We start from the raw sequence: 11,153 nt of genomic DNA on the forward strand, positions 1-11,153 counted from the left end.
GGGGGATAAGGGCGTTCAGCGCTTGCTGCTGAACAGGCGGAGCAGGGCCAGCACCGCGATGGCACCCAGCAGCGCGCCGATGAAGCCGGCCGGTTCGCCGCGCGCATACCAGCCCATGTACTGGCCGAACCAGCCGGCCACCAGTGCGCCGACGATGCCGAGCACGATGGTCAGCAGGCAGCCCATGCGGTTGTTGCCCGGCATGAAAAAGCGCCCGAGCAGGCCGACCACGAAGCCGACCAGGATGATGTAGAGCCAGCTGGTGCTGCCGAACAGACCATTCATTGCGCTGTTTCCCGCAGAAGATTGACGCAGCCTACCAAGGGCAGGCTGCGTCCGTCATCGTCGCTATCAGCAGCAGCCGTGGCCGCCGTGGCGGGTGCCGCTGTCGGCGGCCACCGGCGAACCGCTGGTCTCACCGCGCAGGCTGGCCGCGTAGTGCTCGCTGATCACCTTGGACACGCACGAGGTGACGCGCTTGCCCATCGGGATGTGCAGGAACTCGTTCGGGCCGTGTGCATTGGAATGCGGGCCGAGCACACCGGTGATCATGAACTGCGCGCCGGGGAACTTCTCGCCCAGCATGCCCATGAACGGAATCGAGCCGCCTTCGCCCATGTACATCGCCGGCTTGCCGAAGAAGGTCTGGCTGGCTTCGTCGATGGCCTGGGTCAGCCACGGCGCCATCGCCGGGGCGTTCCAGCCCGAGGAGGCCTTTTCCAGGTCCAGCTTCACTTCCGCGCCGTTCGGCGGGTCGCGCAGCAGGGCTTCCTTCAGCAGTTCGCCGCAGGCCTTGCCGTCGGCGGTCGGCGGCAGGCGCAGCGACAGCTTCACCGCGGTATGCGGGCGCAGCACGTTGCCGGCCGACGCCAGCGGCGGCATGCCGTCCACGCCGGTCACCGACAGCGCCGGGCGCCAGGTGCGGTTGAGCACCAGTTCGGTGAGGTCGTCATTCATCGGCTTGAGGCCGTCGACCATCGGGAATTTCTCGAAGATCTCGGTATCCACCACCTCGGCAGCGCGCTTGGCCTGGGCCTGGCGCTCTTCCGGGATATCCACATGCATGCCGTCGAGCAGGATGCGGCCGGTCTTTTCGTCTTCGATGCGCGACAGCAGCTGGCGCAGCAGGCGGAAGCTGGACGGCACCACGCCGGAGGCATCGCCCGAATGCACGCCTTCATTGAGCACCTTCACAGAGAAGTTGCCGCCGGTCAGGCCGCGCAGCGAGGTGGTGCACCACAGCTGGTCGTAGTTGGCGCAGCCCGAATCCAGGCACACCACCAGCGACGGCTTGCCGATGCGGTCGGCCAGGTGGTCCACGTAGGCCGGCAGGTCGTAGCTGCCCGATTCCTCACAGGCTTCGATCAGCACCACGCAACGGGCGTGCGGCAGGTTCTGTTCCTGCAGCGCCAGCACCGCGGCCAGCGAGCCGAAGATGGCGTAGCCGTCATCGGCGCCGCCGCGGCCGTACAGCTTGTCGCCGCGCAGCACCGGCACCCACGGGCCCAGATCGTCGTCCCAGCCGGTCATTTCCGGCTGCTTGTCCAGGTGGCCGTACAGCAGCACGGTGTCGTCGCCGGTTTCGGCGCCGGTGGCGGGAATTTCCAGCAGGAGCAACGGCGTGCGGCCTTCCAGGCGCACCACCTCGACCTTCAGGCCCGGCAGCTTCTGCGCCTTGGCCCAGGTTTCCATCAGGGTGACGGCCTGCTCCATGTAGCCGTTTTCGACCCAATTGGCGTCGAACATCGGCGATTTGTTGGGAATGCGGATGTATTCGACCAATTGCGGGACGATCTCGCTGTCCCACTTTTCACTGACGAATTGGCCGAGCTTGGCACTGTCCATCTGGTACTCCGAATGCATGTGGCTGATCCCGCCATTCTACGCCTGAGCAGGGGGTAGGGATTTCCCTACATCACGTCAGGTATTTGGCTGGCTGTGTGAAGGTGATGTGGACGATAGGCTGTGTGTATGTGGCGAGGGACACTGACTGCTCCGACGGGATGCCGGCAGGAGTCGGTCCGACGTCACAGGGAGCTACACGGTGGGGCCTTGGTTTTCGTGGAAGGCGCTTGCGCTGGCACTGCTGTTGATCGGAACCGCCTCGGCGGCCGACCGCATCAACATCAATACGGCAGATGCGTCGACGCTGCAGCAGGGATTGACGAACGTGGGGCCCCACAAGGCCCAGGCGATCGTAGCGTACCGGCGACAACACGGACCTTTCCTCCGGGTCGAGGATCTGGCACGGGTGAAGGGGATAGGGACAGCAACGGTCGAACGGAATCGACGACGGATGACGGTGGGGGCCATGACGGCGCCCACGGTGGCACCGCCCAGGAGGGCAGTGCCGGCACCCGTACCAAGGCGCTGACACAACAGGATGGGTCGCGACCGGCATGACGCCGATCACGGTAGCCAGGCAGGAGCCGGCCACCTCGACAGCCGCAGGGACGGGGCACGCAGGGACGCAGCGCGGAAGGATTGGCGCGGATCCACCAGGACGGTGGCATCCATACCCGGGAAGGGGAGGGATGGCGGAACAACATACGGCCGAGTGCATGGAGCATGGCCGGCACCCACACTGGGCAGGACGCACAGGGGGAAGGCGGGATGCCGACAAGGACGTGACGATTGCCCGGTCCGCACAGGGATGTGTGACCGGGCAATTTCTTATAGGAATGGTGGTGCAGGTCGCAGTGATTCGCATGTAGCCGAATTCCCGCTGCTTTCCTGCGAGCCCCTCCAGACAGGCATGGCAAGGATGTTATGCGGCAGTGGTATGCGCAATGCACACTGTTTTTTCCCACGTACGCGGGCGAGCGCCCGGCCGTGCGCCGAGGCATCCATCCATGAAGTATGTCCCCTTCCTGATTGGCGGCGCCCTCCTTCTGTGGGCGATCCTCTTTGGGGTGCAGCGGATGGATGCGGCCAGGCGGGGCGTCTGCGGCGAACAGCAGCGCATCCTCGACCCGGCGGAAATCAAGCAGGCGGCCGTGCGCCATGAGTTGAAGACCTTTCCACCAAGCGTCCCGGTAAGCCTCGAGGATCTGGGGGAAGGACGTAGTGTGCAGACCTGGGCCGTGCCGGCCAATGCCGAGCGTTTCGCCAGCGTTGATGACTTCTTGACGCGGTTGCCTGATGGGGCCCACATCGAGCAAGGGGGAGCGGACGGTAAACGTCTGTCGGGACTCTCCGCCCTGCTTGGCGTCGAGTACTACCTCGTAAGGCTGCACTACCCGGTGCGCTTCGAGCAGGATGGATAGATCCGCTCCATTCCCCATGAGAGTTATGTCAGCGTCACTCGGTGCGGCAAGGTCGTGACGTACGGCACCCCCCTTGACCCGTTGAAGGCTGGCGTTGACTTCGGCGTGTACCGGACCTCGACATGCTGAAGAGGACTGCCCTTCTCATCGGCGTGCTCACGATGGTGCGGGCATGCGTCGTGGCATTGGTGGTGCTCGCCTGGCAAGGCTACTGCTTCGAGCAGCGGCGTTTCGTGCCTGCCCAGGAGATCGAACGTGTCGCCATCGCGAGCGTACTTGCCAGCTACCCGCCAAGCGTGGAGTTGGCGCGCTGGCGGCAAAAGGACGGCAATCTGAGCGTGACTTATGGCCGACCATCGCACCCTGTGACGTTTACCGGGGTTGACCATTTTCTGGCGCTCAATCCTCATGCATGCCAGATGGTCGCTCGCGGGTGGGAAGGCCATGCCCCTTCGCCGATTTCTCGTCTTCTGGGTTACGAAACCTATATCGTTCGCCTACGCTACCCCGTACGCTTCTACGAGAACGGAAGGCTGCGTGCGGTGCCGGATGAACACTTCGTATCCGTTAACCGGTGCGGTAGGGTCGTAACACCCTGAGCCGAACTGGTGTCCGCAATCGTGTAGCCTGATGGCGTCGCCGCAACGGAATGATGGAATGCGAGTACGCCGAACCCTTCTGGCTCTGGGCCTGTGTGTTACCGTCGGTGCGGCCGCCGCCGCGCAGACGCCTTCAAAGTCGGTTTCCGCGCCGGCCACCGCCAGCCCCGGCCCCACCGATCTCAAGCCCGGCCAGTTCCTCTGGCATCCGGAAATCTCGCCGGCCGGGCCGATCGTGCTGGTGGTCAGCCTGGATGAGCAGCGCGCCTACGTGTACCGCAACGGCATCGCCATCGGCCTGAGCACGATCAGCTCGGGCAAGACCGGGCATGAAACGCCGACCGGGGTGTTCACCATCCTGCAGAAAGACAAGGACCACAAATCCAACCTCTACAACAGCGCGCCGATGCCCTACATGCAGCGGCTGACCTGGGACGGCATCGCGCTGCACGGCGGCAACCTGCCCGGGCATCCGGCCTCGCACGGCTGCGTGCGCCTGCCGCAGGCCTTCGCACAGAAACTGTTCGGCGAAACCAAGCGCGGTGACACGGTGGTGGTGGCCGATGCCAAATCCGCGCCGATGACGCTGGCCTACCCGGCGGTACTGGCCCCGGTGAACAGCGTGGGCAAGACCCTGCTGGAGACCACCGACGCGCCGGACCAGTACTGGAATGACAGCGCCGCGCCGTCGGGCCAGGTGGGCATCCTGGTCAGCCTGCACGACCAGCGCCTGTACGTGCTGCGCGATGGCGTGCTGATCGGCGAATCGCGGCTGGAAGCCAAGGCGCTGCCGGCGTTCGAAGGCACCACGCTGTTCGTGATGCAGGACGGCTATTCGGACACCGCCAGCCCGTTGGATGCGACCCAGAAGCTGCACAAGTGGACCGCCTACCCGCTGCTGGGGCAGAGCGCCGGCAATGCCAGCCCGGACCTGCTGGCCACGCCCAGCCTGCCGATGGCGCTGCCGCCGTCCTTCGCCGCGCAGCTGTACAAGGCGCTGGTGCCGGGCACCACCCTGCTGGTGACCAGCCTGCCGGCGGTTCGCCCGGTGGCGGATGAACAGAACCTGCAGCCGGTCTTGGAATCCGACGCGGGCGGGACCACCTTGTAGGGATGGCCCTGCCGGTACCGCGTTGATGCGTTCCATTCCCGTTTCGATTGCCACCGTTGCCCTGTGCGGGCTGGCGCTGACCGCGCCGGCCGGCAGCGCCCGTGCGGCGACCACGCCGCCACCCCGCACGCTGCCGCCGGCCCAGCTGGCCGACATGCTGGCGCGCGCCGCGCCCAATGCGGACCGCAAGGTGCTGCAGCTGGCCGCCAACGCGATGACCTGCGCCCTGCGGCGGCCGGAGCTGGGCGTGGATCCGGGCCGCCTGAGCGTGATCGATTACTCGCGCCCCTCCACCGAACAGCGCATGTGGGTGTTCGACCTGGCCCACCAGAAGCTGCTGTTCGAGGAATGGGTCGCGCATGGCCGCAACAGCGGCGGCAACGCCACCGAACGCTTCTCCAACCGCGATGGCAGTTTCATGTCCAGCCTGGGCGCGTTCACCGCCAAGGAAACCTACATGGGCGGCAACGGCTATTCGCTGCGCCTGGAGGGGTTGGAACCGGGCTTCAACGACAAGGCGCGCGACCGCGCCATCGTCATCCACGGTGCGCCGTACGTGAACCCGACCATCGCACGGTTGCAGGGCCGGCTCGGCCGCAGCCTGGGCTGCCCGGCAGTACGCCTGACCGTGGCGCGGCCGCTGATCGACAGCCTGCGCGGCGGGGCGATGGTGTTCGCCTACTACCCGGACAAGGAGTGGCTGGCGCACTCGCAGCTGCTGGAAGCGGACTGCGGCGGCAAGCCCGGCTGAGGCACAATGGCGGCATGTCGACCGCCACCGCATTGAGCGCTGCCACGCGCGTCATTCCGAGCTTTGAATACCGCCGCGAACGCTGGCGGAATGGCTTGGGCTGGACGCGCGAAATCCTGCGCGTGCCGGACACCGACGCGTGGCAGGTTCGGTTGTCGATTGCCGAGATCGAGCAGGATGCGGCGTTCTCGTCTTTCCCCGGCATCGACCGCGAATTGGTGCTGCTGCGCGGCGAAGGCCTGCGCCTGCGCTTTGCCGATGGCGCGCTGCATACGTTGCTGCCACCGCACGATCGGCTGCGCTTTGCCGGCGAGGCGGAGATCCATGGCGAGCTGGTGGATGGGCTCACCCATGATTTCAACCTGATGTGGCGGCGCGACCAGGTCGATGCCGAACTGCTGCACCGCCCGCTGGTGGGCAACATGTTCTTCTTCACCGAGCCGGGAACGGCGTGGGCGATCCATCTGTTGGCGGGGCAGGCCGAGTTCGAGGGCGAGCCGGACCTGCCGCCGCTGCAGCAGGGCGATACCGCGTGGCTGGCGGCAGGACCGCGCCGGCGCTACGCGTTGCGCGGTGGCGGCGAGCTGCTGGCGATCCGCCTGGACCAGCGCGATCAATAAACGTCGCGGCGATAGCGGCCGGCGACGATCAGGGCTTCTTTTCCTTCGCGGCCCAGTGCCTGTTCGATCACCGCATCCACTGCCGGGGCCATGCCCTGCAGGCTGCCGCAGACCAGGATGGTGGCGCCGTCGCGGATCCACTGGCGCAATGTGTCCAGCTGCGCGAGCAGGCGGTCCTGCACGTAACGGTGCTCGCCGCCGTCGCGGCTGAACACGGTGTCCAGCCGCGCGATCATGCCCTCTTGCTGCCAGCGCTGCAGGTCGTCTTTGAAGTAGAAATCATGCGCGGCGGTGCGTTCGCCGAACAGCAGCCAGTTGCGCCCGGCACCACGCTCGGCCCGTGCCCGCAGGTGCGCGCGCAGCCCGGCAATGCCGGTGCCGTTGCCGATCAGGATCAGCGGTGCGTCAAACGCCGGTGCGTGGAAGTTCGGATTGCTGCGGAAGCGCAGGTCGATGCGCCCGCCCAGCGCCGCGTGATCGCACAGCCAGCCGCTGCCCAGCCCCGGCGTGCCATCCGGGCGCAGCAACCGGCGCAGCAGCAACAGCACCTCGCCTTCGGCCGGCATGCTGGCAATGGAATACTCACGATGCGGCAACGGCTTGAGCGCGGCCACGAGCGCCGCGTCATCGGCCGGCACCGCATCGGGCAACACCGGCAGGTGCGAGCGCGCCAACCACTCGCGCAGCGGCTTCCCCTCGACCACGGCCGCGCCATCGCGTGCGTGCGTGGCCAGCCAGGCATCGACCTCGGCCGGGCTGTGCTGCGGCCCAATCTCCGCCACATCGCCGGCCTGCCACGCCGGCAGCACGCCATCGGCCGGCACCAGGCTCACCCGCCACGTCGCCGCGCCCGGGCTGCCGGGATTCTTCTGGCGGCGCGCGTGCAGCTGCCAGGGCTGGTACTGCGCCGGCGCCCAGTCGGGCAGCTCGGTGGCGTTCCCGCCCAGCTGGCCCAGCAACTGCTGCCAGTGGCGCAGCGCGGCCGGGTCGGCGTTGTCCACTTCCACCGTATCGAACAGCGGATGCGCGCCGTGCTGGCGCAGCCACGCATCGAGCTGGTGGCCGAACGCGCAGAAGTGCCCGTAGCTGCGGTCGCCCAAGGCCAGCACGCCGTAGTGCAGCTGCGGCAGTGCCAGATCCTGCGGCATCACCCGGCGCAGGAAGGGCAGGGTGTGGTCGGGCGGATCGCCTTCCCCCGTGGTACTGGCAATCAGCAGTAACCGGGTGGTCTGCTGCAGCACTGCGGCATCCACCTGGTGCAGGCCGCGCACGCGCACCGGCACGCCGGCCGCGCGCAGGACCTCGGCGCTGCGCTCGCACAGCTGCTGGGCGAACCCGGTCTGGCTGGCCCAGACCAGCAGCGTCGGTGCTTCGCCGGCGGCGCTGCCGGCATCGTCGCGGGTTCGGCCGCGCCACCACAGCAGCGTGCACAGCGCGGCGTAGGCGGCGAGGCTGCCTGCCGCCCAGCGCCACTGCGAGGCCAGCGGCGCGCCCAGCCACCAGTCTTCCTGCAGGTGCAGGCGCAGCAACCACCACGCCAGCATGGCCAGCAGTGCCATCACCAGCACATTGCCCACTACCGCGCGCGACGGGCCGCCTTTCATGCGGCGGCATCCTGTTCGGTGAGCAGCGCGGAAAACGCCGTGCTCAGGTGTTCCTCGACGCCCTGCGCGCCCCGCGTGATGAAGCGTGCCGCCAGTCCCTGCGCATTGGCGAACGCAAGCCCGGGCGCAACACCCATCACCGTCAATGCGGTGGCCCAGCCATCGGCCTGCATGGCATCGCGCGCGACCACCGTCACTGCTGCGGCCGCGCGTTCCACCGGTGTGCCCACGCGCGGGTCCAGCGTGTGGCTGAACTGCGCACCGTCCTGGGTGAACTGATGCCAGCGGTCGCCCGACGTGGCCACGGCCAGGTTGTCGAGTGCCAGCACGCGCGGCGGATGCGCGAGTTCTGCTTCTTCTTCAGGGCCGGCTTCCACCAGCACGCGCCACGGCTGCCCATCGGGCTTGCGCCCATGGCCGTGCAGCTCACCGCCCACTTCCACCAGTGCCGCATCGATCCCCTGGCCGCGCAGCCAGCGGCTCACCAGGTCCACCGCAAAGCCCTTGGCGATGGCCGAAAGATCCAGTTCCAGTCCCCCCGGCTGCAGCAGGCGGCCGTCCTGCCAGTGCAGCCGCTGCCAACCGCAGCGTGCCCGCGTGGCGGCCAGCAGGGCCGCATCGGGAACGCGTTGCGCGTGTGCGTGCGCACCGAACCCCCACAGTGCGACCAGCGGGCCGACCGTGGGGTCGAACGCCCCTTCGCTGCGCCGGGCGATATCGAGCGCGCAGTCCATCACCTCGGCGAACAGGCCGGGCAGCGGCAGCGACGTGCCGGCCGCTGCGCGGTTGAACGCGGTGATGTCGCTGGCCGCTTCCCAGGTGCTCATCTGCGCCACCACCGCATCCAGCTGCGCCTGGATGCCCGCATGCAGCGGGTGCAGGTCGCGGCCGGGCGCGGTGGTCAGTTTGACCTGCCAGGTGGTGCCCATGGTGTGGCCACCGAGGCTGGCGATGTCGTGCAGGCTGGACATGGTTACAGCGGCAGCACTTCCAGCGTGGCGACGTAGTTCAGGCGGCGGGTCTTGGCCTGCTTGAGCGTGGTCTTCTTGTCTTCGCTGCTGGTTTCCAGCCAGTACATGCCGGCTTCGGGCCAGGTGACGGAGAACTCACCCTTTTTGTCGCTGGTCACCTTGATCTCTTCCTGCGCGTTGCGGTAACGCGTACCGCCACGGGTGATCTCGAAGGCCAGGCCGGCGCGCGGCTTGCCGTCGACCAGCACGCGGAACGTCGCTTCTTCGCCGGCGGCCAGGTCGTTGGGGTGGCCCACGGCGACCAGCTCGATGCCCGACTTGGTCGGTGCGAGTGCGGTGGCGTTCGGGGTGCCGTTGGTGACGAAGGTTTCGATGCGGTTGACCGACTGGCTCACCTGCAGCTTCTTGGCTTTCTTCGGCACTTCGGTGGCGAAGGTTGCCACGGTGCCGCGCCAGCGCTTGGGCTTGCCGTCTTCTTCCCAGCTGGCCGACAGGCCGTTGTTGACCGAGGCCAGGCGGTAGGTGCCCTGCTGGGTCAGCTCGACATCGAACACGCTGCGGAACTTGCCGGTGGAGGCGTTCTGCGGCTGCACGGTGGTGCCGTCCGGCGCGGTGATGACCAGGCTTTCCAGGCGCAGCGGCACGTGGTTGAAGTAGAACAGGTCGTTGGACACCGCCGCATCGACGGTGATCCACGGATGATCACCGGCGATCACGGTCTGCGAGGGCTGCAGCCAGGCCTTGTGGGCCAGGGCGGAGAACGGAAGTGCGGCGGCCAGGGCGGCGGCTAGGACGAGCGAGCGCTTCATCAACAACTCCAGGTACAGGTTAAGGGTGCCCTCGACGGGGAGGGCAGTGGAACATCAGGGCTTGGGCGACAGCGTGACCAGGCCCAGCTCGGTGCTGCCCTGGGCCTTGCCGCTCTGCGGCGCGGTGGCCGGCCAGGTAAAGGGAATCTTGACCAGCTCGCGGCCGCCGACTTCGCGTACCGCTTCCACCACCAGCGTGTAATTGCCCGGTGCCAGCGCCTTCAACGCCGGCTGCTTGTCGGTGAACGACAGCGCGTGGGTGCCGACCGGCTTGGTCGGCCCGGTCACGCCGTCTACCGGCACCTTCAGCTCGCGGCCGCTCTTGCGCCACCACTGGCGCAGGTCGGGCAGCCACTTGGTGCCTTGGCCTTCGCTGTTGCCGGTCTGCTGGTACCAGACCGCCAGGTTGGCGGCGACCTTCTGGTCGGCCCCTTCCAGCCACACCGCCACATACGGGCGGTGGTACTCGGCCACGTTGAGCTTGGGCACCTCGACGTTGATGTCCAGGGTGGTGGCATAGGCCGGCGAGGTGGCCAGCAGGCCGCTCAGGGCGATGGTGAGGGTGACGCGCATGGGTGCGGCTCCGGGAAGGGGAAGGCGAAGGAAGTCAGTGGATCAGGATCAGGGCGATCAGCAGCGGCACCATCAGGCCCAGCCCGACCAGCGGCCAGGTCATGCGGCGCTGGCGGGCATGCAGGTGCAGCAGGAACAGGCCGGTGATGCAGAACACCAGGCAGGCCACGGCGAACACATCCAGGAACCAGCCCCAGGCCGGGCCGGCATTGCGGCCCTTGTGCAGGTCGTTGAAGTAGGACACCCAGCCGCGCGAGGTGGCTTCGTATTCCACCGCGCCGCTTTCGCGGTCGATGCTCAACCAGGCGTCGCCGCCGGGGCTGGGCATGGAGAGATAGATTTCCTCGGCCGACCATTCGGCCGGGCGACGGCCGATGGAAATGCCCAGTTCGCGGTCCAGCCAGCGCACGGCCGCGCGCGGCACCGGGGCATTGCCGTCGGTGCGGTCCCCCAGCTGGCCCAGCAGCTCGGCCGGCAGCTCCAGCTGGCGATTGACCACCTGCGGCGTGGCCTCGATCTTCGCCGCATGGTTCAGCGTGATTCCCGTGGCGGCGAACAGCAGCATGCCGATCAGGCACACCGCCGAACTGATCCAGTGCCACTGGTGCAGGGTGCGCAGCCAGAAGCCACGGCTTTGCTGTTGCTGCACGGCAGAGGAGGGCGAAGGGGCGGCCACGGTCACGGAAGAGAGAGCGAATACCGAATTACACCATTGATGAGAATGGTTCGCAATTGTTGGTCGCGCGGTGCGGCAAGTACCGACCAACGGTCGGTACCTACCGGTAGCGGGCGCCCCCGGGGGGGGGGGGGGGGGGGGGGGGGCCCGACGCGGGGGGACAAAAACAAAAG

General features: G+C 67.6%; 13 protein-coding genes. 6 read left to right on the plus strand and 7 right to left on the minus strand.

Translation table 11 applies throughout. The annotated features are described in order from the left end of the window. Nucleotides 1-15: 15 nt before the first annotated feature. Together QMX79_RS08295 and QMX79_RS08300 are read right to left on the minus strand one after the other, a co-directional pair. Complete coding sequence (locus QMX79_RS08295; RefSeq protein ID WP_282246242.1) at nucleotides 16-285, minus strand: GlsB/YeaQ/YmgE family stress response membrane protein; 270 nt, start codon at nucleotides 283-285, stop codon at nucleotides 16-18. Nucleotides 286-351: 66 nt separating this feature from the next. Next, nucleotides 352-1,845, minus strand: coding sequence for a M20 family metallopeptidase (locus QMX79_RS08300; RefSeq protein ID WP_282246273.1), 1,494 nt, complete (start codon nucleotides 1,843-1,845; stop codon nucleotides 352-354). Nucleotides 1,846-2,083: 238 nt separating this feature from the next. On the opposite strand from QMX79_RS08300, the gene QMX79_RS08305 reads away from it, so the two are divergent. The 6 genes from QMX79_RS08305 (at nucleotide 2,084) to QMX79_RS08330 (ending at nucleotide 6,347) form a co-directional block, all read left to right on the plus strand. Beyond that, nucleotides 2,084-2,374, plus strand: a complete 291-nt coding sequence (locus QMX79_RS08305; protein ID WP_282246275.1) for a helix-hairpin-helix domain-containing protein — start codon at nucleotides 2,084-2,086, stop codon at nucleotides 2,372-2,374. Nucleotides 2,375-2,852: 478 nt separating this feature from the next. Beyond that, nucleotides 2,853-3,266: a hypothetical protein gene (locus QMX79_RS08310; RefSeq protein WP_282246246.1), complete on the plus strand. Its 414-nt coding sequence runs from the start codon at nucleotides 2,853-2,855 to the stop codon at nucleotides 3,264-3,266. Nucleotides 3,267-3,388: 122 nt separating this feature from the next. Beyond that, nucleotides 3,389-3,865: a hypothetical protein gene (locus QMX79_RS08315; RefSeq protein WP_282246248.1), complete on the plus strand. Its 477-nt coding sequence runs from the start codon at nucleotides 3,389-3,391 to the stop codon at nucleotides 3,863-3,865. 58 nt (nucleotides 3,866-3,923) lie between these two features. After that, on the plus strand, nucleotides 3,924-4,976 hold the full coding sequence (locus QMX79_RS08320; RefSeq protein WP_282246250.1) for a L,D-transpeptidase: 1,053 nt from the start codon (nucleotides 3,924-3,926) through the stop codon (nucleotides 4,974-4,976). A gap of 25 nt (nucleotides 4,977-5,001) precedes the next feature. Then, nucleotides 5,002-5,727: a murein L,D-transpeptidase catalytic domain family protein gene (locus tag QMX79_RS08325; protein WP_282246253.1), complete on the plus strand. Its 726-nt coding sequence runs from the start codon at nucleotides 5,002-5,004 to the stop codon at nucleotides 5,725-5,727. A 14-nt stretch (nucleotides 5,728-5,741) separates the two neighbouring features. Beyond that, nucleotides 5,742-6,347: a HutD family protein gene (locus QMX79_RS08330; protein WP_282246254.1), complete on the plus strand. Its 606-nt coding sequence runs from the start codon at nucleotides 5,742-5,744 to the stop codon at nucleotides 6,345-6,347. Here the strand turns inward: QMX79_RS08330 and QMX79_RS08335 are convergent. Genes QMX79_RS08335 through QMX79_RS08355 form a run of 5 tightly spaced genes read right to left on the minus strand, consistent with a single transcriptional unit; the run spans nucleotide 6,341 to nucleotide 10,980 of the window. Further along, the gene (locus QMX79_RS08335; RefSeq protein ID WP_282246255.1) at nucleotides 6,341-7,951 is read right to left on the minus strand and encodes a sulfite reductase subunit alpha; all 1,611 of its coding nucleotides are present in this window, start codon (nucleotides 7,949-7,951) and stop codon (nucleotides 6,341-6,343) included. The genes QMX79_RS08330 and QMX79_RS08335 overlap by 7 nt on opposite strands. After that, the gene (locus tag QMX79_RS08340; RefSeq protein WP_282246257.1) at nucleotides 7,948-8,922 is read right to left on the minus strand and encodes an FAD:protein FMN transferase; all 975 of its coding nucleotides are present in this window, start codon (nucleotides 8,920-8,922) and stop codon (nucleotides 7,948-7,950) included. The genes QMX79_RS08335 and QMX79_RS08340 overlap by 4 nt, the downstream gene beginning before the upstream one ends. 2 nt (nucleotides 8,923-8,924) lie before the next feature. Continuing rightward, nucleotides 8,925-9,731 carry a DUF4198 domain-containing protein gene (locus QMX79_RS08345; RefSeq protein ID WP_282246259.1) on the minus strand — a complete coding sequence of 269 codons (807 nt, stop codon included), beginning with the start codon at nucleotides 9,729-9,731 and terminating at the stop codon, nucleotides 8,925-8,927. Between the two features lie 54 nt (nucleotides 9,732-9,785). Beyond that, a complete protein-coding gene (locus tag QMX79_RS08350; RefSeq protein WP_282246261.1) occupies nucleotides 9,786-10,304 on the minus strand; it encodes a DUF2271 domain-containing protein in 519 nt (172 codons plus the stop codon). Nucleotides 10,305-10,338: 34 nt separating this feature from the next. Then, nucleotides 10,339-10,980, minus strand: coding sequence for a PepSY-associated TM helix domain-containing protein (locus QMX79_RS08355; RefSeq protein WP_336618857.1), 642 nt, complete (start codon nucleotides 10,978-10,980; stop codon nucleotides 10,339-10,341). Between the last annotated feature and the right edge of the window lie 173 nt (nucleotides 10,981-11,153).

Origin of the sequence: Stenotrophomonas sp. PS02300 (assembly GCF_029959395.1) — a bacterium.
Lineage (GTDB): Bacteria > Pseudomonadota > Gammaproteobacteria > Xanthomonadales > Xanthomonadaceae > Stenotrophomonas > Stenotrophomonas maltophilia_AD.

Excerpts from the sequence above, each read along its gene's own strand:
- QMX79_RS08295 (WP_282246242.1), bottom strand. The coding sequence starts at position 285 with ATGAATGGTCTGTTCGGCAGCACCAGCTGGCTCTACATCATCCTGGTC.
- QMX79_RS08300 (WP_282246273.1), bottom strand. The coding sequence starts at position 1,845 with ATGGACAGTGCCAAGCTCGGCCAATTCGTCAGTGAAAAGTGGGACAGC.
- QMX79_RS08310 (WP_282246246.1), top strand. The coding sequence starts at position 2,853 with ATGAAGTATGTCCCCTTCCTGATTGGCGGCGCCCTCCTTCTGTGGGCG.
- QMX79_RS08315 (WP_282246248.1), top strand. The coding sequence starts at position 3,389 with ATGCTGAAGAGGACTGCCCTTCTCATCGGCGTGCTCACGATGGTGCGG.
- QMX79_RS08320 (WP_282246250.1), top strand. The coding sequence starts at position 3,924 with ATGCGAGTACGCCGAACCCTTCTGGCTCTGGGCCTGTGTGTTACCGTC.
- QMX79_RS08325 (WP_282246253.1), top strand. The coding sequence starts at position 5,002 with ATGCGTTCCATTCCCGTTTCGATTGCCACCGTTGCCCTGTGCGGGCTG.
- QMX79_RS08330 (WP_282246254.1), top strand. The coding sequence starts at position 5,742 with ATGTCGACCGCCACCGCATTGAGCGCTGCCACGCGCGTCATTCCGAGC.
- QMX79_RS08335 (WP_282246255.1), bottom strand. The coding sequence starts at position 7,951 with ATGAAAGGCGGCCCGTCGCGCGCGGTAGTGGGCAATGTGCTGGTGATG.
- QMX79_RS08340 (WP_282246257.1), bottom strand. The coding sequence starts at position 8,922 with ATGTCCAGCCTGCACGACATCGCCAGCCTCGGTGGCCACACCATGGGC.
- QMX79_RS08345 (WP_282246259.1), bottom strand. The coding sequence starts at position 9,731 with ATGAAGCGCTCGCTCGTCCTAGCCGCCGCCCTGGCCGCCGCACTTCCG.
- QMX79_RS08350 (WP_282246261.1), bottom strand. The coding sequence starts at position 10,304 with ATGCGCGTCACCCTCACCATCGCCCTGAGCGGCCTGCTGGCCACCTCG.